We start from the raw sequence: 18,310 nt of genomic DNA on the forward strand, positions 1-18,310 counted from the left end.
TGAGCAGCCCTCCGGGCGTTCCGGCGGGCGCGCCGTCGGCAGGTGCTCGGGCTCACGGGCAGCGCGCAGGCATGCCCGTACACCGTTGCGGGGCAGCCCCGGATTCGCACCGGGTTCCCCTGCGGCGACAGCGGAGTTGAGCATACATCTAGTGGTGACCTTCGGAAGATGCCCCAGATGTTGTGTCGCCTTCGGGTGTGGACGTACTACAGTGCCACCGTGAACGCCAGCAGGGATACGCCCGGTACGGGCTCCCAGTCCCGCTCCGGCAGGCGTATGAAACCGAGCCGCTCGTACAGCCGGTGCGCAGTGTGCATCGTCTGCTGGCTGCAGATCACGACGTGTTCCAGGCCCAGCGAACGCGCCCGGTCCAGACAGGCGCGCACCAGCGCTTCGGCCGCACCGCGGCGGCGCGCGGCGCGGGCGACGGCGAGCATGCGGAACTCGCCCTCGCCGGGCTGTGCCAGCTCCGCGTACGGCGTGCCGTGCGCGGCGAACGCCACCGCCCCCACCACCCGGTCGCTCGCCGCGTCGGCGGCGACCAGCACCTCCGCGTGCTCGGCCCGGTGACGCGCATCGCGGAGTGTCTTCAGATACGGGTCCTTCTCCCCGTAGGTGAGCAACCTGTCGCCCAGATAGGCCTCGGCCGTGATCTCGCCGACGGTGTCGAGCTCATCGGGCCGTACGCCCCGCACGATGATGTCCATGTACCGAAGTCTGCACGAGGCCACTGACATCGCGGCCCGCTCTCAGGCCCCGGCTCACAAATGCCCGAGCAGCGCGTGCAGCGCGGGATTGTCGTTGTTGCGGCGCCATGCGAGGGACAGTCGCACCGGCTCGGGGTCGGGCAGCTCCACCGGCTTGAACGTCAGCCCCGCGTAGCGCAGTTGCGCTGCGGCCGCCGGTACCAGGGCGACGCCCCACCCCCCGCCCACCAGTGCCAGGATGCTGTGCACCTGGCTTAGGTACTGCGAGTACACCGGGGAGGTGTCCGCCTCGCAGAAGATGCTGATCAGCAGCTCGTGGAAGTAGCGCGCCTCCATCGGTGGCTACATGATGAACGGTTGCGCATCGAAGTCGGGGATCCGCAGCGGCCCTTCCCTCCCGCTCAACGGATGGCCGACCGGCACCGCGGCGAGCAGCGGCTCGCGCAGCGCCGTGCGGGAGTCCAGCTCGGCGCTGGTGACCGGCGGCCGGACCAGGCCGAGATCGAGGCCGCCCTCGGCCAGGGCCTGGAGCTGGTCCATGGTTACCATCTCCCGCAACGCCACGTCCACGTTGGGCATGGCCGTGCGCGTGGTCTCCAGCAGCGTGCCGAGCATGGCGTACGCACTCGCCGCGGTGAAGCCGATCGTGATGGTGCCTGCTTCTCCCGATGACAGCTGGCGTACCGACACGGCGGCGTGCTCGGCCCGGCGCAGCAGCCGGCGTGCCTCGACGAGGAAGGCGCGCCCGGCCGGGGTGAGGCGCACTGTGCGGTTGCTGCGGTCGAAGAGCTGGACGCGCAGTTCGCTTTCGAGCAACTGGATCTGGCGGCTCAGCGGGGGCTGGGTCATGCGCAGCCGCTCGGCGGCCCGGCCGAAGTGCAGCTCCTCGGCCACCACCACGAAGTTCGCCAGCTGGTAGCGTGAACACGCCAGTGTCCTCGATGCGTTCAAGGTATCGATAGATCTAAAATTGGTGTTGGACTTGGATCGATCGGTCATCCTAGCGTCGTCATGTGACGACGACAGCCGCAGGTACAGCTGCAGGTGCAGCCGCTTCGATTCAAGCCGCCTTCCAGCCGGGCGAGGCGACCCTGGACCGCATCTCCTGGGTCAGGCTCTCTGCCGTCCGCCTCCCGTTGGCGACGCCGGTCAGTGATGCGAAGGTCCTCACCGGACGGCAGCGGCCGATGACGGAGATCGCGTTCCTGTTCGCCGAGATCGCCACCGAGGAGGGCCATCACGGCATCGGCTTCAGCTACTCCAAACGCGCCGGCGGCCCCGGCCAGTACGCCCACGCGAAGGAGATCACCCCCGTACTGATCGGCGAGGATCCCAGCGACATCGCCAAGATCTGGACCAAGCTCGTCTGGGCCGGGGCCTCCGTCGGCCGCAGCGGGCTGGCGACCCAGGCCATTGCCGCCGTCGACGTGGCCCTGTGGGACCTGAAGGCCAAGCGGGCCGGCCTGCCGCTCGCCAAGCTGCTGGGCAGCCATCGCGACTCCGTACGCTGCTACAACACTTCCGGCGGATTCCTGCACACGCCGATCGAGCAGGTCCTGGAGAACGCCACCGCATCGCTCGGCCGCGGCATCAGCGGCATCAAGATCAAGGTCGGCCAGCCCGACACCGCCGAGGACCTGTGCCGGCTCGCCGCCGTGCGCGAACACCTCGGTGACGGCGTTCCGCTCATGGTCGATGCCAACCAGCAGTGGGACCGGCCCACGGCCCAGCGCATGGGCCGTGCGATGGAGTCGTTCAACCTGGTCTGGATCGAGGAGCCCCTCGACGCCTACGACGTCGAGGGCCACGCCGCCCTCGCGTCGTCGCTCGACACCCCGGTCGCGACGGGGGAGATGCTGGCAAGCGTCGCCGAGCACTGGGAGCTCATCCGGGGCCGCGCCGCGGATGTCATCCAGCCCGACGCCCCGCGCATCGGCGGCATCACCCCGTTCCTCAGACTCGCCGCGCTCGCCGACCACCACCACCTGCAGCTGGCGCCGCACTTCGCGATGGAGATCCATCTCCACCTCGCGGCCGCCTACCCGCACGAGCCGTGGGTCGAGCACTTCGAGTGGCTCGAACCGCTCTTCAACGAGCGGCTCGACATCCGTGACGGGCGGATGCACGTGCCGGGGCGCCCGGGACTCGGATTCACCCTCAGCGACCAGGCGCGGGCCTGGACCACGGAGGAGTGCGAGTTCGGCAAGCGCCCCTGACACGTGCACACGCACGGCGTGCGGCGACGGCGTACGGCTCAGTGCGCCTCGGCGAGCGGGAGCTCCTCGACGCCTTCCTCGCCTGCTTCGGCGGTGTAGTCGGTGCGTGTGGTCTCGTCCGTGCCGGCCGGGGCCTTGGCGGCCTGCAGGACGAGGGTGAGGACGACGGCGACGGCGATGTTGAGGACGATGGCGGTCACGCCGATGTAGCCGAGTTTGCCGATGCCGGGGATGAGTTTGGAGCTGCCGCCGAAGTGGGCCTGGGTGGGGCTGGCGACGGTCCAGGCCGCCCAGGTGCCGTAGACCATGCCGACGGCCCAGCCGGCGAGCAGGGCCCACCGGTGGAACCAGCGGGTGTACAGGCCGGTGACGAGGGCGGGGAAGGTCTGCAGGATCCAGATGCCGCCGAGCAGCTGGAAGTTGATGGCGGCGGACTGGTCCATGGTCAGGACGAAGACCAGGGCACCGACCTTGACCACCAGGGAGGCGAGCTTGGAGACGCGGGTCTCCTGTTCGGGGGTGGCATCCGGGCGCAGGAAGTCCTTGTAGATGTTGCGGGTGAACAGGTTGGCGGCGGCGATCGACATGATGGCGGCCGGGACGAGGGCGCCGATGCCGATGGCGGCGAAGGCGACGCCGGCGAACCAGGAGGGGAAGAGGTTGTCGAAGAGCTGAGGGATGGCCAGCTGGGAGTTGTAGCCCTTGATGCCCTTGCCCACGCCGTCGGCGATGGCCATGAACCCCAGCAGGGCCAGCAGGCCGAGCATGAGGGAGTACAGCGGCAGGATGATGGTGTTGCGCCGGACCACCGCGCGGCTGCGGCCGGACAGGGTCGCGGTGACCGAGTGCGGGTACATGAACAGCGCCATCGCCGAGCCCAGGGCCAGCGTGCCGTAGGCCCACTGGTTCTTGGCGCTGCTGACCAGCTCGCCGCGGGGTTTGCCGGTGGCCGGGCTGACCTTGGTCAGCGCCTGCTCGGAGATGTGGAAGATGTGGGCGAAACCGCCCAGGCGGATCGGGATGTAGATGATCGCCACCGCGATGACGATGTAGATGAGCGTGTCCTTGACGAACGCGATCAGCGCCGGGGCGCGCAGCCCGGAGGAGTAGGTGTAGGCGGCCAGCACCGCGAAGGCGATCAGCAGCGGCAGGTCCTTGACGAAGGCGTTGGACGAGGCGCTGCCGCCGATGCCGATGACGTCCAGCACCGCCTGGATGCCCACCAGTTGCAGGGCCACATACGGCATCGTGGCCAGGATCCCGGTCAGGGCCACGGCCAGCGACAGCCCCTTCGACCCGTACCGTCCGCGCACGAAGTCCGAGGTGGTGACATAGCCGTGCCGGTGCGCCACCGACCACAGCCGCGGCAGGAAGCAGAAGATCAGCGGATAGACCAGGATCGTGTACGGCACAGCGAAGAACCCCGAGGCCCCGGCCGCGTACACCGCCGCAGGAACCGCCACGAACGTGTACGCCGTGTACAGGTCACCACCGAGCAGGAACCAGCTGATCCACGTACCGAAACTGCGCCCGCCGAGCCCCCACTCGTCCAGGGTCTCGGCGTTGGCGGCCCGCCGCCACCGCGCCGCCAGGAACCCCAGCACACTGACCAGCACGAAGAAAACGACGAAGACGGCGAGCGCGACACCGTTGATCCCGTGCTTCATGCCGCACCCCCCTGAGCCTCGTCCTGCCCGCGCCGCGCGCGTTCGTCACGACGGATCAGCACATACGCGACCGCGGTGAGCGCACAGGTGATCAGCACCCAGGAGATCTGGTACCAGTAGAAGAACGGGATCCCGATGAACGTCGGCTTCAACCGCGCGTACGAATTCACCCACAGCATTGACACCAACGGAAGGATGAGACACACGGCAGCACCCACACGGGCGCCGGTGACCACCGGTACCCGTCTGGCCTGCGATGGTTGTGGCTCCGACTGCACAGTCATGGCGGCGGCTCCCCGATTTTCGCTTCTTTGACCGACTCTTGCCTGTGTAATGCGCAGGCAATGTAGGCCAGAATGGAGCACCCCGTCACTACCCGTCCGCATATCGGTACGGAAACGGATCGGCCATCAGGTAGAGGGCCGCTGCAGGCGCGCGACGAATTTGTAGCGATCGCCGCGGTAGACCGAGCGGACCCATTCGACGGGTTCGCCCGTGGTGTCGATCGAATGGCGGGACAGCATCAGCATCGGCAGCCCGACGTCGGTGCCGAGCAGCCCGGCCTCGCGCGGGGTGGCGAGCGAGGTCTCGATCGTCTCCTCGGCCTCGGCGAGGTGGACGTCGTACACCTCGGCCAACGCGGCATACAGCGAGGTGTGCTTGGCGAGGTTGCGGCGGAGCGCCGGGAAGCGCTTGGCGGACAGATGGGTGGTCTCGATCGCCATCGGTTCGCCGTTGGCCAGCCGCAGTCGCTCGATGCGCAGCACCCGTCCGCCCGGCTTGATGTCGAGCAGCTCGGCGAGCCGGTCGTCGGCGGTGACGTAGCCGATGTCGAGCAGCTGGGATGTCGGCTCGAGCCCCTGCGCCCGCATGTCCTCGGTGTACGAAGTGAGTTGCAGCGCCTGGGCGACCTTGGGCTTGGCGACGAAGGTGCCCTTGCCCTGGATGCGTTCGAGGCGGCCCTCGACGACGAGCTCCTGCAGTGCCTGGCGCACGGTGGTGCGCGAGGTGTCGAACTCGGCGGCGAGGGTGCGCTCCGGCGGTACGGGGGTGCCGGGCGGCATGGTCTGGGTGATGTCGAGCAGGTGCCGTTTCAGCCGGTAGTACTTGGGCACGCGCGTGGTGCGGACGCCTGTTCCGTTGCCGCTCCCGGTGTCCTGCGGTTCTTGCGGACCCTGCGGTTCCTCCGCTGCCGACGCCGCGGCGCCTGGTTCGGTCTCCATGCGGTGTGCTCCCGATCCCCTCTCAGCTGCCGTCACCGGCTCCTCCGTCGTCCCGTAGCGGCTCACATGGTGGCACGGCTTGTCCGGTCGAGCAGCCGCAAGACGGCGTCCTCGCCGAGGTGTCGGTCCGGTAACGGACTCGACTGCCGCTCTTATACACCCTTGACACCCCTAAAGGTCTAGGCCAAGCTCGCGGGTACTGGTCTAAACCATTAAAGACCAGTACCCAGACCCACGAGCACAACGCGTCCGCGATGACCTAGCGGTGGCGGCGATTTCGGGCGATGGGGGGAGTTTCGGGCATCCCTGAGGAGGATGGCATGAAGCGCAAGGGCAGAGCGGCGGCGGCCGTACTGGGGGCCGCGGTGCTGGCCGTGTCGGTCGCGGCGTGCGGGTCGAGCGGTGGCAGCAGCAACAACGCGAGCTCCGGGAACGACTTCAAGGGCAAGACGCTGACGGTCTGGTTCATGAGCGGATCCAACCCCCCTGGATGGACGAAGGACATCACCGCCGCGTTCGAGAAGGACCACCCCGGCGCCAAGCTCAACGTCCAGGTGCAGCAGTGGACCGGCATCCAGCAGAAGCTGACCACCGCCCTGTCGGAGAGCAACCCGCCGGACGTCTTCGAGGTGGGCAACACCCAGACGCCGTACTACGCATCCACCGGCGGCCTGATGGACCTGAGCAGCATCAAGTCCGACCTGGGCGGCAACGACTGGGTGCCGTCGCTGAACGGGTCCGCCGTCTACAACGGCAAGCAGTACGCGGCGCCGTGGTACTTCGCCGACCGCGTCGTCATCTACAACAAGCAGATCTGGCAGAAGGCCGGCATCACCGGCCCCCCGCAGACGATGAGCGAGTTCGAGTCCGACCTCGCCAAGATCCAATCGAGCGGCACCCAGGACGCTCTCTACCTGCCCGGTGAGAACTGGTACGCCTTCGACGGCTTCCTCCTCGACCAGGGCGCACAGATCGTCAAGCAGCAGGGCAGCGCGTACGTCGGCAACCTCGACACGCCGCAGGCCGCCGCCGCGATCAACCTCTACAAGAAGCTCAACTCCTACGGCACCGCGCCCAAGGACACCGACGAGGCCACCCCGCAGCAGTACACGGTCTTCGCCAAGGGCAATGTCGGCTCCATGATCGGTCTCGGCTGGGAGGCCGCCTCGGCCGTCGCCGCCAACCCGAAGCTGAACGGCCAGATCGGCTATTTCGCGATCCCGGGCTCGACCGCGGGCACCCCGGCCAAGGTCTTCCTGGGTGGCTCGAACCTGGCCGTCGCCCAGAACAGCAAGAACCAGCAGCTGGCCCAGGACTTCCTCAAGCTCGCGATGTCGGACCAGTTCGAGGGCGAGCTCGCCAAGCAGAACGGCATCATCCCCAACAAGGCCTCCCTCAACTCGAACCTCGCGAGCAGCGCCTACGGCACCGTCGCGGCCGCCGCCGCGGCGAACGGCGGAACGACCCCGCTCATCCCGACCTGGGGCAACGTCGAGAACCCGCCGAACCCGATCAAGACGCTCTACATGGCTCCCGTGCTGCAGGGAACGGACCCCTCCTCCGCGGCCCAGAAAGCCGACGCACAGATCACCAAGCTCCTCAGCCAGCAGCAGTAGCGACAGCGACGACGCCCGGCGCGGCCTGCACCCGTCAGGGGAGCGTGCCGCGCGGGCGAGCTGACGCACGGTGAGAAAAGCCGAGGAAGGCATGAGCATGGCCGCTCGACCGGATACGACGCAGACGACGCAGACGACGCAAGAGGCGTCGGGCGAGACACCTGCGCAGGCCCCGCCCTCACGCGTCACCGGCGGAGTACGTGTCACCTCAACCGAGGGCAGGCAACGACGCGCTGGGAAAGGGCTCGTCGAGCGCAGCACCCCCTACCTGCTGATCCTGCCCACCCTGGCGGTCACTGCGGTACTGCTCGGTTACCCGCTGGTGCGCAACCTGCTGATCTCGTTCCAGAAGCTGGATCCCTTCCAGCTGATCCAGCACACCACCCAGTGGAACGGCTTCAGCAACTACACATACCTGCTGACCAGCGGCGACTTCTGGCACACCACGCTCCGCTCGGTCGGCTTCACCGCCGCCAACGTCGTCCTGATCATGCTCGGCGGCACCCTCGTCGGCCTGCTGCTGAACCGTCTCGGCAAGCGCATGCGGCTGTTCCTCTCGGTCGGCCTGGTCTTCGCCTGGGCGATGCCGATCGTCGCTGGCACCACGGTGTACCAGTGGCTCTTCAACACCCAGTACGGCGTCGTCAACTGGTTCCTCAGCGGCTTGGGCTGGCACTCGATGGCGCAGTACGACTGGTTCAGCGGCCAGATGTCGACGTTCGCCGTCATCACCCTGATGATTGTGTGGCAGTCGATCCCCTTCGTCGCACTCAACCTGTACGCGGGGCTGACCACCATCGCCACCGAGCTCTTCGAGGCGGCTCGGATGGACGGCGCCACGGCGTGGCGCACCTTCCAGTCCGTCACCTTCCCGATACTCAAACCGTTCTTCCTGAGCACGACCTTCCTGGAGATCATCTGGGTCTTCGGAGCCTTCACCCAGATCTACGCCCTCAACCAGGGCGGTCCCCAGGGACTGACCGAGACCCTTCCCGTCTACGCCTTCATCGAGGGCGCGGGCAACCAGCACTACGGCATGGGGGCTGCCATCTCGGTGCTGACCATCCTGATGCTGCTGGTGATGATGTCGTACTACTTCCGGATCATCCTGAGGCAGGAGGACGACCTGTGAGGCGCTCGCTCTTCGGACGCGTCTGGCCCAATGCCATCGCCGTCGTCCTCTTCCTGTTCTTCATCTTCCCCGTCTACTGGATGGTGGTCACGGCCTTCAAGCCGGACCTCGACATCATCAGCAAGACGCCTGTCTTCATCCCGTTCGATGCCACGCTCACGCACTTCGCCAAGGCGGTCGACGCGTCCGGCTTCTGGACACTGGTCCGTAACAGCTTCACCGCGACACTCGGCGCGGTGGCACTGTCGCTGCTGATCGCGCTGCTCGCCTCGTTCGCCGTGGCCCGGATGCGGTTCAGAGGACGCAAAGCGTTCATCCTGCTGATCATGGTGGCGCAGATGGCGCCCTGGCAGGTGCTGCCGATCGCCATCTACCTGATCGTCCGCGACCGGAACATGCTCAACAGCGTCGTCCCGCTGATCCTCTTCTACATGATGATGGTCCTGCCGTTCACCATCTGGGTGCTCCGCGGCTTCGTCGCGGCCGTACCCAAGGAACTGGAGGAATCCGCACTCGTCGACGGCTGCACCCGCCTGCAGGCCTTCGTCAGGATCGTCTTCCCGCTGCTCGCTCCCGGACTCATGGCCACCTCGCTGTTCGGCTTCATCACCGCCTGGAACGAGTTCCCGCTCGTGCTGATCCTCAACAAGGACAGCGGGCAGACGCTGCCGCTGTGGCTGACGCAGTTCCAGACCACCTTCGGCGACGACTGGGGAGCCACCATGGCCGCCTCCACGCTGTTCACGATTCCCGTGCTGATCGTCTTCCTCGTCCTGCAGCGCCGGGCCGTGGGCGGCCTGACGGCCGGGGCGGTGAAGGGATGACCACGCTGATCACGGATACCCTCACCCGCGACGCGCTCGCCGTTCTCCAGCCGGGGTTCACCGGCACCACCGCGCCCGACTGGCTGCTGCGCAGGCTCGGCGAAGGGCTGGGCTCGGTCGCGCTCTTCTCCCGCAACATCGAGACTCCCGGACAACTCGCAGCGCTCACCACCCGGTTGCGCGCGGAGGCTCCCGAGGTGATCGTCGCCGCGGACGAGGAGGGGGGCGACGTCACCCGTCTGGAGGCGCGCAGCGGATCCTCCTTCCCCGGCAACCATGCGCTCGGCGCCGTCGACGACACCGACCTCACCCGGGCCGTCGCCCGCGAGCTGGGACGACGCCTCGCCTCCTGCGGCGTCAACCTCAACTGGGCGCCGTCCGCCGACGTCAACTCCAACCCCGACAACCCGGTCATCGGCGTACGGTCGTTCGGCGACGACCCCGAGCTGGTCGCCCGTCACACCGCCGCGTACGTCGAGGGGCTGCAGCAGGCCGGGGTGGCCGCATGCACCAAGCACTTCCCCGGCCACGGCGACACCTCGGTCGACTCCCACCACGACCTGCCGCGCATCGACGCCGACCTGACGACGCTTTACGCCCGTGAGCTGGTGCCGTTCCGGGCCGCGCTCGCCGCGGGCACCAAAGCCGTCATGAGCGCCCACATCCTGCTGCCCGCCGTGGACCGCTTGCTGCCCGCCACCCTCAGCCCCGCGGCCCTCACCGGCCTGCTGCGCTCTCCCGTGAGCGAGGGAGGGCTCGGCTACGACGGGGTGATCGCCACCGACGCCGTCGAGATGCGCGCCATCTCCGCGACGTACGGCATCGAGCAGGGCACCGTGCTCGCGCTCGCGGCCGGAGCTGACGCCGTCTGCGTGGGCGGCGGCCTCGCCGACGAGGAGACCGTGCTGCGGCTGCGCGACGCGCTGGTGCGGGCGGTACGGGAGGGCGAGTTGCCGGAGGAACGGCTGGCGCAGGCCGCGGCACGGGTCAGGGCGCTCGGCGCATGGGCGCGCACAGCCGCACGGGAAGCCCAGGGTGCACGGGGGCCGGGCGCGCGGGAGGGGAGCGCGCCCGGCCCCGGGGACGGCAGGTTCGGGGACGGGCAGATCGGGCTGGTCGCCGCGCGGCGGGCGCTGCGTGTGACCCGCAACGCAGGCCCGTACGATCCGCCCACCGGCCCGGTGTACGTCGCCGCCTTCACCCCCGTGGCCAACATCGCCGTCGGCGACACCACTCCCTGGGGGGTCGGCGCCGAGCTGGAGCGCCTCCTGCCCGGCACCGGCACGGCCACGTACCGCGAGTCCGACGCCCAGGAAAGGGGTCTGACCTCGTTGGTCGCAAATGTGCTCCGGTCAGCCGCGGACCGTAGGATCGTCATCGTGGTTCGCGACGTTCACCGTCACGGGTGGATGGCGGCTGCACTGCATGCCCTGCTCGCCGCACGACCCGATGCGGTCGTCGTCGAGATGGGCGTGCCGCAGGCGCCCCCGGCCGGAGCGCTGCACATCGCGACCCATGGCGCTGCCCGCGTCTGCGGGCGCGCAGCCGCGGAAGTCATCGCCGGCGACGGAGCCGGCCTGTGAGCCGCGGGTGAGAAGTCAACACAGCCTGGAGGCTCATCGCATGTCCGCCACGAACCCGACCCCGCAGGCTCCTGCCCCCGGGACCGGTGCCGCTGTGCAGCCCGAAACCGCTGGACAGCCGGGACGGATCATGTCCGGCGAAATGGCCCAGCAGCCTGCAGTGCTGCGCCGCATCCTCGACGCGGGCGCGCCGAGGATCCGCGAGATCGCCGAGCGGATCGCGGCACGCAACCCGCGGTTCGTCCTGCTCACCGCGCGCGGCACGTCCGACAACGCCGCCCTGTACGCGAAGTACCTGATCGAGGTGCTGCTCGGCAAGCCGGCCGGTCTGACCTCGATGTCCACCACGACCGCGTACGGGGCCCGCCCGGACCTCACCGACGTGCTGGTGATCACCGTCAGCCAGTCCGGCGGCTCGCCCGACCTCGTCGCCTCCACCGAGGCCGCCCGTGCCGCCGGTGCGATCACCCTCGCGGTGACCAACAACCCCGACTCGCCGCTCGCCGAGGTCTCCGAGTTCCACATCGACGTACTCGCGGGACCGGAGAAGGCGCTGCCCGCCACCAAGACGTACACCGCAGAGCTGCTCGCGCTCTACCTCTTCGTCGAGGGACTGCGCGGCGGCGACGGCTCGGCGGCCAAGGGGCTGCCGGAGCTCGCCGACCAGATCCTCGCCCGCAAGGACGAGGTCAAGGCGCTCGCCGGCCGCTACCGCTTCGCCGAGCGGCTGGTCCTCACCTCCCGCGGCTACGGCTACCCGACCGCCAAGGAGGCGGCGCTGAAGCTGATGGAGACCAGCTACATCCCGGCGCTCTCCTTCTCCGGCGCGGATCTGCTGCACGGTCCGCTCGCGATGGTCGACAACGTCTCGCCGGTGATCGCCATCGTCACCGACGGCAAGGGCGGCAAGGCGCTGCAGCCGGTGCTCGACCGGCTGCGCGGGCGCGGCGCCGATCTCGTCGTCATCGGCAACGAGCGTCAGGTGGAGGCGGCCTCCGCGGGGTTCGTCCTGCCGACGGAGGGGGTCGCGGAGGAGGTCCAGCCGATTCTGGAGATCATCCCGCTGCAGATGCTCGCCTACGAGATCACCATCGCCCGTGGCCAGGACCCGGACGCGCCGCGTGCGCTGGCGAAGGTCACCGAGACGAGGTAGGTGAGGTAGGTGGTGAGCGGCTGACGCCGCGGGCCGCGGCGCCGGGAAGGGACCCTCAGCCCTTTCAGCGCCGCAGCCCGGAGCTGCCAGTCGGCTCCTGCACCGCGGAGTGTGCGGTTCCCCGCGGCCGGTTCGGCCGACTCGAAGAGGCCCGAGGCGCAGTCAGGGCAGAAGGCGCCGAGGGCCTCGTTCCGTCCTCCTGTGCGGGGAGGGCGGAAGCGATGCTGTTTCAATTGTGGACTAGACCACTCTTCGCTGTCCACAGGAGTCCACAAGCAGGAGTCCACAAGTAAAGAGTCCGCATGTGGCTGGATGCGAGCCTACCCCCGCGACGCAAGTAGGCTCACGGTGTGCCCTCCATGAACGACCTCGTACGCCAGCACACTGCACTCGGGACCGAAGACCTCGAGTGGCTGCACCTGCTGGTCTCGGAGTGGCAGCTGCTCTCCGACCTCTCCTTCGCCGACCTCGTGCTGTGGGTTCCCACGCGCGACGGGACGCGCTACGTCTCCGTGGCGCAGATGCGGCCCAACACCGGGCCCACCTCCTATCAGGACGACATGGTCGGCCACCTGGTTCCGCGCGGCCGGCGCCCGATGCTCGATGCGGCGCTCGACGAGGGACGCATCGTGCGCGAGGGCGACCCCGAGTGGCGCGAGGAGGTGCCGGTACGGGTCGAGTCCATCCCCGTACGACGTGAGGGCCGCGTGCTCGGCGTGATCGCGCGCAACACCAACCTGCTCACGGTGCGCACACCGAGCCGGCTGGAGCTCACGTATCTGCAGAGCGCCTCCGACCTCGCGCAGATGATCGCCGCAGGATCGTTTCCCTTCCCTGCCGAACAGGTCGACATGGACGCCTCGCCGCGCGCCGGCGACGGTCTGATCAGGCTCGACGCAGAGGGCGTGGTGCAGTACGCGAGCCCCAACGCCCTCTCCGCCTACCACCGGCTCGGGCTCGCTGCCGATCTCGTCGGCCTCCACCTCGGCAAGATCACCGCGGAGCTCGCGCCCTCGCGCGGTCCCGTCGACGAGGCGCTGGAGAAGCTGGCCAGCGGCTGGGCACCCCGCGAGACGGAGGTCGAGGGCGGCGACGGCGTCATCCAGCTGCGCGCGATCCCCCTCAAGCCCAAGGGAACGCGGATCGGTTCGCTGGTGCTGCTGCGCGACGTGACCGAACTGCGCCGCCGCGAACGGGAGTTGATCACCAAGGACGCCACCATCCGGGAGATCCACCACCGGGTGAAGAACAACCTGCAGACGGTGGCGGCGCTGCTGCGGCTCCAGGCACGGCGGATGGACTCCGACAAGGCACGCGGTGCGCTGGAAGAGGCGGTACGGCGGGTCGGCTCGATCGCGATCGTCCACGAGACGCTGTCGCAGAACCTCGACGAGCGGGTCGAGTTCGATGACATCGCCGACCGTGTGATCGCCATGGTCTCGGAGCTCTCGCCGGGCCGGGTGACGGCGTCCCGCACGGGCCGCTTCGGCATCCTCACCGCGGAGACGGCGACGCCGCTGTCGATGGTGCTCACCGAACTGCTCCAGAACGCCCTGGAACACGGTTTCGGCCCGGCCCGGCGCGGCAGGGTCGAGGTGGGCGCCGTGCGCGGCTCCGACCGTCTGCTGATCACCATCGAGGACGACGGCCGCGGCCTCCCCGAGGGCTTCGACCCGCAACGTGCCGGGAACTTGGGCCTCCAGATCGTCCGCACGCTGGTGGTAGGGGAGTTGAGCGGCACGTTTGACATGACCCCCGCCCCCTCCGGCGGCACCCGCGTGACCTTGGACATCCCCCTCGCCGACCCCGAGCCCTAGCGCTCGCCCTGCGCCGGGCAAGAAGAACGGGCCCCGGGCTCGACGACCGTGCCCGCAGAGGCTGGGGGCGAAGCCCTCAGCGACGGTGCGCTCCAGCGTGCGTTGCGACAGAGGCGAATTCCCGCCGGTGGTGGGCCCGGCGCGCGGGGGGCGAAGCCGCCGGGATGGTGGTTCCGGGGCGGGTGTCGTCGAGGGTTCGGGGGAGTAGGGCCCGCGTGGCGGTGCGTCGGGAGGGCGCCCTCGGGCGGGGTGGGTCCCGTGCATGTGTCACCGGGGGTTCGGGGCGAAGCTCCCGGGATGGTGGTCACGGAGCATGTGTCATACGGGGGTTCGCGGGCCGAGTTCCCGGGGGGGTCTCAGAGCACGCGTCACCGCAGGAGGGCCCGGGGGGCGAAGCCCCCCGGAGCATGAGGTGTTGGGCACGGGCCCTTCGGGCCCGGAAAGCATCGAGCCCCGGTCGGAACCGACCGGGGCTGTTGCCTACTGCCTTGTGCTCTTGTGTCTCTGTGCTGCGCGATCACGGCTCTGCGCGCTGCGGCTCGGGGACGGTCACTGCGTTCCGTACGTGTGTTGTACGGCCGCGCCGTGACGTTCGGGCACGAAGGGCGGGCGTCAGGCGCTGACGTTGCGCGCCCGGTTGCGGGCGGCGCGGCGCTTCATCGCGCGGCGCTCGTCCTCGCTGAGGCCACCCCAGACACCGGCGTCCTGACCGGACTCCAGCGCCCACTGCAGGCACTGCTCCATGACGGGGCAGCGACGGCAGACGGCCTTGGCTTCCTCGATCTGCAGCAGCGCAGGACCGGTGTTGCCGATCGGGAAGAAGAGCTCCGGGTCTTCCTCGCGGCAAATGGCGCGATGACGCCAGTCCATGTCTGCTCCAACTCCTGGTGTGTTGCTGTCACGTGCTTGTGAATGTGAACGCTTTCACGAATCCTCCCGAAACAACGGACCGACAGCCAGTCTCCTGGCGCGGACCGCGGAAGGAAGAGGAGGGTTCGGGCTTTCGAGGGGTTCCATGGGGTTCCGTGGAAGGCCCCTTCCGATCGCCAAGAAGAGACTCGCAAACCTCGGCGGCGGATACAACCCCTTCCTGGAAGTTTTTTTTGATTCCTCGGTGTCGCGTCGATCACAGCCGTACTTCCATGGGGTGCAGGTGAGGGTAAACGTTCGAGTGAAAGGACTTTGGGCCCTACCACTCACACAATCACACGCAGTGCACGGCGTACGCCTGTGAAGGTTGCGCTGACACGGAGCCCAAGGTGGTCACCGTCGACCTGAAACGGCAGTGGCGCCTGGGATTGCAAGGTGAACTCGGTGAGGTCGTGCAGGGACACCACGTGCTTGCCCTTGGGCCCGCGCTCCGCTGTGGAACGGAGCAGCTGCGACCCGTGACGGGCGGCCGGCAGCGGCGACAGCTTGGTGAGCGCGAGCACGTCGAGGGCCGTGTCGAAGGAGGCCTCGGGCGTGGCGTAGACGGGACGGTTCCCGAGGAACGTCCACGGAGAGGTATTGCACACTATGGCGAGCACGAGCTCGTCGATCGTCTCGACCGTACCGTCGGCGGGTTTGCTGAGCGTGATCGACCCATGGCGCCGGTTCCGCTCGCCCAGGAACTGCCGTGCGACCTGACGCATGTAGAGAGCGTGCGTCGAGCGCTTGCCGCGCTGCCGCTGCTGCTCCACCCGGCCGACCACGCCGGCGTCGAAACCGAACCCCGCACAGAAGGTGAACCAGCGCGACGGTACCCCCTCGTCCTCGGTGCCCGGGGTGCCGCTGACCCGGCCGAGGCCGACCGTGCGTTCGCTCCCCTCGTGCAACGCGTTGAGCAGCGCGCCGGTCGCCTCCACCGCGTCGTTGGGCAGGCCGAGTGCGCGGGCGAAGACGTTGGTGCTGCCGCCGGGGACTACCGCGAGACGGGGGAGTGCCTCGAGCGAAGGGCCGTTGTGCAGCAGGCCGTTGACCACCTCGTTGACGGTCCCGTCGCCGCCGAGGGCCACGACGAGGGCGATCTCGCCGCCCTCCGCGGCGCGGCGTGCGGCGTCCCGGGCGTGACCGCGGTACTCGGTGGTGACAACATCCAGCTTCAGGTCGCTTGCGAGCGCGTGGATGAGGACGTCCCGGGTCCGCGCACCGGTGGTGGTGGCCGTCGGGTTGACCACGAGAAGCGCGCGCATGAGTGGAAGACTACCTACCCACCGGTACCCGGGCCCTGCGAGGGCCGGGCCGCTCCACGGCGTGAGTGCCGGGCTACCCTGCTGAGGTGAGCTCCCAGCAGAAGACCGCGCCTGAAGCCGCGGACACCACCGCGCGGCGGCCGCGCAGGCTGACCGCCGCTGCCGCACTCGCCGCCCTGCAGGGCGTGGCGCTGGCGCTCGGCGGCGTGTACATGATGGCGATGCCGATCGTCGGGCATCCGGCGAGTGTCCAGGAGGCCGAGATGGGCGGCCTCACGGTTCTCGCGATGGCCGCGCTGCCGCTCGCCGCGGCGTACGGGCTGTGGCACGCCCGGCGTTGGAGCCGTGGGCCGGTGCTCATCATCGAACTCATCGCCCTGCCAGCGGCCTGGACCATGGCGCACTACGGTGCTGCGATGCTCGCCGCCGCCGTGGCGCTCGGCGTTGTCGCCATCGCCGAACTCGTGCTGCTCGTCCACCCGGCGGCGGCGGACGCGCTGGGCATCCGCCGGGCCGCCGAGGGCTGACGGCCTGCCGGCGCGGCCTCGTCACGCCCCGCCGCTCGTCACTCCTCGACGAGGAGCCTGTCGCGGAGCTGGGCGAGAGTGCGGGCGAGCAGCCGCGAGACGTGCATCTGGGAGATCCCGACCTCCTGGGCGATCTGCGACTGGGTCATGTTGCCGAAGAACCGCAGCAGCAGGATCTTCTTCTCGCGCGGCGGCAGCTGTTCGAGCAGCGGCTTGAGCGACTCGCGGTACTCCACCCCCTCCAGCGCGTCGTCCTCGGCACCGAGGGTGTCGGCGACGGCCGGGGACTCGTCGTCGGTGTCGGGAACGTCGAGGGAGAGCGTGCTGTAGGCGTTCGCCGACTCCAGTCCTTCGAGCACCTCCTCCTCGGAGATCTTCAGATGCTCGGCCAGCTCGTGGACCGTGGGCGCACGGCCGTGCTCCTGGGAGAGCTCGCCGGTGGCCGTCGTCAGCGCGAGCCGCAGCTCCTGCAGCCTCCTGGGAACGCGGACCGCCCAGCCCTTGTCGCGGAAGTGCCGCTTGATCTCGCCCACCACCGTGGGGGTGGCATAGGTGGAGAACTCGACGCCCCGTTCGGGGTCGAAACGGTTCACCGACTTGATCAGCCCGATGGTCGCGACCTGGGTGAGGTCGTCCAGCGGCTCGCCCCGGTTGCGGAAGCGTCGAGCCAGGTGCTCGACCAGCGGCAGGTGCATCTGCACCAGCTGGTTGCGCAGCTCAGCGCGCTCGGGGGAGCCCTCAGGGAGCTTGCTCAGCTCGATGAAGAGCGCTCGGGCGCCGGCCCGGTCGTGCGGGTCGTGCTGCTCGTGCTGGTCCATGGGATCGGCCTGCTCCGCGTGGTCCGTTCCGTCGGTGCGCGGCACGGGGTGGTGGCGCGCCTGATGCCTTCGGGCCGTGAACGCAGGCCGGTCGGGCTGGGAGGGCACGGCCACGCCGCGCCCGGCGGGACCGGTGTGCCTGCCGGTGTTGTCGACAGGCACACCGGGCGTCAGCTCCCGAGGAGATTCAGTACTCACGGCGGTCCCCCGATCCGTGCACGGTTGTACCGTTACCGGCCCGCTGTCGGGCCGGGACGCGCTGACCCCACCGGGGTCCGGAGCTGCGGGTTGCCGTCATGATCAGACCTCACGACTGTCCGGGTCCGGCGCCGCGCTTCTTGTGCAGGCTGATGCTGACCGTGTTGTCCTCGGCCACGGAGGAGTCCACCTCGCCGGCGAGTGCGGAGAGCACCGTCCAGGCGAAGGTGTCGCGCTCGGGCGCGCGGCCGTCGGTGGTCGGGGCTGACACGGTCACCCACAGAGCGTCTTCGACCAGCCGGAAGACGCACGACAGCACGCTTCCGGGGACGGCCTGCTGCAGCAGGATGGCGCAGGCCTCGTCCACGGCGATGCGCAAGTCTTCGATCTCGTCGAGGGTGAAGTCCAACCGGGCTGCGAGTCCGGCCGTCGCCGTACGCAGTACCGAGAGGTAGGCCCCCGCCGCGGGCAGCCGGACCTCCACGAAGTCCTTCGACCCGGGCTCGCCTGCGATCTGGGACACCCTCACCTCCAAGGTGGAACACGGTGATTGAGCTGGATTGTCTGCCCGGTCCACCGCGGGGTGGCGGCGGACCGGCACGTCACACGGTCCGCATACTCCGGATGGCCGGAGTCGGCGCGGACCGTCAGCGAC

General features: G+C 69.1%; 16 protein-coding genes, 1 pseudogene and 1 riboswitch. Of the genes and pseudogenes, 8 read left to right on the forward strand and 9 right to left on the reverse strand.

The window, feature by feature from the left end; all coding sequences use genetic code 11:
- Nucleotides 1-20: 20 nt before the first annotated feature.
- Nucleotides 21-178: riboswitch (cobalamin riboswitch) on the reverse strand.
- Nucleotides 179-206: 28 nt separating this feature from the next.
- Together NGB36_RS06735 and NGB36_RS06740 are read right to left on the reverse strand one after the other, a co-directional pair.
- The gene (locus NGB36_RS06735; protein ID WP_255919180.1) at nucleotides 207-707 is read right to left on the reverse strand and encodes a GNAT family N-acetyltransferase; all 501 of its coding nucleotides are present in this window, start codon (nucleotides 705-707) and stop codon (nucleotides 207-209) included.
- A gap of 54 nt (nucleotides 708-761) precedes the next feature.
- Nucleotides 762-1,706, reverse strand: a pseudogene (locus tag NGB36_RS06740) (LysR family transcriptional regulator).
- 59 nt (nucleotides 1,707-1,765) lie between these two features.
- On the opposite strand from NGB36_RS06740, the gene NGB36_RS06745 reads away from it, so the two are divergent.
- On the forward strand, nucleotides 1,766-2,923 hold the full coding sequence (locus NGB36_RS06745) for an L-talarate/galactarate dehydratase (protein ID WP_255919389.1): 1,158 nt from the start codon (nucleotides 1,766-1,768) through the stop codon (nucleotides 2,921-2,923).
- A gap of 38 nt (nucleotides 2,924-2,961) precedes the next feature.
- Here NGB36_RS06745 and mctP read toward each other — a convergent pair whose 3' ends face one another.
- From mctP to NGB36_RS06760, 3 genes are all read right to left on the reverse strand, one after another.
- On the reverse strand, nucleotides 2,962-4,590 hold the full coding sequence (gene mctP, locus NGB36_RS06750) for a monocarboxylate uptake permease MctP (RefSeq protein WP_255919181.1): 1,629 nt from the start codon (nucleotides 4,588-4,590) through the stop codon (nucleotides 2,962-2,964).
- Entirely contained in the window at nucleotides 4,587-4,874 is a 288-nt protein-coding gene (locus tag NGB36_RS06755; RefSeq protein ID WP_255919182.1) for a DUF3311 domain-containing protein, read from the reverse strand. The genes mctP and NGB36_RS06755 overlap by 4 nt, the downstream gene beginning before the upstream one ends.
- Nucleotides 4,875-5,000: 126 nt before the next feature.
- Nucleotides 5,001-5,813 (reverse strand): GntR family transcriptional regulator, encoded by an 813-nt coding sequence (locus tag NGB36_RS06760; protein WP_255919183.1) that lies wholly within the window; start codon nucleotides 5,811-5,813, stop codon nucleotides 5,001-5,003.
- 320 nt (nucleotides 5,814-6,133) lie between these two features.
- Here NGB36_RS06760 and NGB36_RS06765 point away from each other — a divergent pair, with 320 nt between their 5' ends.
- The 6 genes from NGB36_RS06765 to NGB36_RS06790 all read left to right on the forward strand — a co-directional run bounded on the left by NGB36_RS06765 (nucleotide 6,134) and on the right by NGB36_RS06790 (nucleotide 13,938).
- Complete coding sequence (locus NGB36_RS06765; protein ID WP_255919184.1) at nucleotides 6,134-7,429, forward strand: extracellular solute-binding protein; 1,296 nt, start codon at nucleotides 6,134-6,136, stop codon at nucleotides 7,427-7,429.
- A gap of 91 nt (nucleotides 7,430-7,520) precedes the next feature.
- On the forward strand, nucleotides 7,521-8,561 hold the full coding sequence (locus NGB36_RS06770; RefSeq protein WP_372509386.1) for a carbohydrate ABC transporter permease: 1,041 nt from the start codon (nucleotides 7,521-7,523) through the stop codon (nucleotides 8,559-8,561).
- Nucleotides 8,558-9,385: a carbohydrate ABC transporter permease gene (locus NGB36_RS06775; RefSeq protein WP_255919186.1), complete on the forward strand. Its 828-nt coding sequence runs from the start codon at nucleotides 8,558-8,560 to the stop codon at nucleotides 9,383-9,385. Before NGB36_RS06770 ends, NGB36_RS06775 begins: the two co-directional genes overlap by 4 nt.
- Entirely contained in the window at nucleotides 9,382-10,968 is a 1,587-nt protein-coding gene (locus NGB36_RS06780; RefSeq protein ID WP_255919187.1) for a glycoside hydrolase family 3 protein, read from the forward strand. Before NGB36_RS06775 ends, NGB36_RS06780 begins: the two co-directional genes overlap by 4 nt.
- 40 nt (nucleotides 10,969-11,008) lie before the next feature.
- Nucleotides 11,009-12,121, forward strand: coding sequence for an SIS domain-containing protein (locus tag NGB36_RS06785; protein WP_255919188.1), 1,113 nt, complete (start codon nucleotides 11,009-11,011; stop codon nucleotides 12,119-12,121).
- A gap of 359 nt (nucleotides 12,122-12,480) precedes the next feature.
- On the forward strand, nucleotides 12,481-13,938 hold the full coding sequence (locus tag NGB36_RS06790; RefSeq protein WP_255919189.1) for a sensor histidine kinase: 1,458 nt from the start codon (nucleotides 12,481-12,483) through the stop codon (nucleotides 13,936-13,938).
- Between the two features lie 612 nt (nucleotides 13,939-14,550).
- On the opposite strand, the gene NGB36_RS06795 is transcribed toward NGB36_RS06790, so the two are convergent.
- Both NGB36_RS06795 and NGB36_RS06800 read right to left on the reverse strand, forming a co-directional pair.
- On the reverse strand, nucleotides 14,551-14,808 hold the full coding sequence (locus NGB36_RS06795) for a WhiB family transcriptional regulator (protein WP_109452013.1): 258 nt from the start codon (nucleotides 14,806-14,808) through the stop codon (nucleotides 14,551-14,553).
- Nucleotides 14,809-15,134: 326 nt separating this feature from the next.
- Nucleotides 15,135-16,112, reverse strand: coding sequence for a diacylglycerol/lipid kinase family protein (locus NGB36_RS06800; RefSeq protein ID WP_255919190.1), 978 nt, complete (start codon nucleotides 16,110-16,112; stop codon nucleotides 15,135-15,137).
- Between the two features lie 86 nt (nucleotides 16,113-16,198).
- Here NGB36_RS06800 and NGB36_RS06805 point away from each other — a divergent pair, with 86 nt between their 5' ends.
- Nucleotides 16,199-16,639, forward strand: coding sequence for a hypothetical protein (locus NGB36_RS06805; protein ID WP_255919191.1), 441 nt, complete (start codon nucleotides 16,199-16,201; stop codon nucleotides 16,637-16,639).
- Between the two features lie 38 nt (nucleotides 16,640-16,677).
- On the opposite strand, the gene NGB36_RS06810 is transcribed toward NGB36_RS06805, so the two are convergent.
- On the reverse strand, nucleotides 16,678-17,571 hold the full coding sequence (locus NGB36_RS06810; protein ID WP_255919390.1) for an RNA polymerase sigma factor SigF: 894 nt from the start codon (nucleotides 17,569-17,571) through the stop codon (nucleotides 16,678-16,680).
- Nucleotides 17,572-17,764: 193 nt separating this feature from the next.
- Nucleotides 17,765-18,178: an ATP-binding protein gene (locus tag NGB36_RS06815; RefSeq protein WP_255919192.1), complete on the reverse strand. Its 414-nt coding sequence runs from the start codon at nucleotides 18,176-18,178 to the stop codon at nucleotides 17,765-17,767.
- Nucleotides 18,179-18,310: the final 132 nt, after the last annotated feature.

Origin of the sequence: Streptomyces humicola (assembly GCF_024436035.1) — a bacterium.
In the GTDB taxonomy this organism is placed as follows: domain Bacteria; phylum Actinomycetota; class Actinomycetes; order Streptomycetales; family Streptomycetaceae; genus Streptantibioticus_B; species Streptantibioticus_B humicola.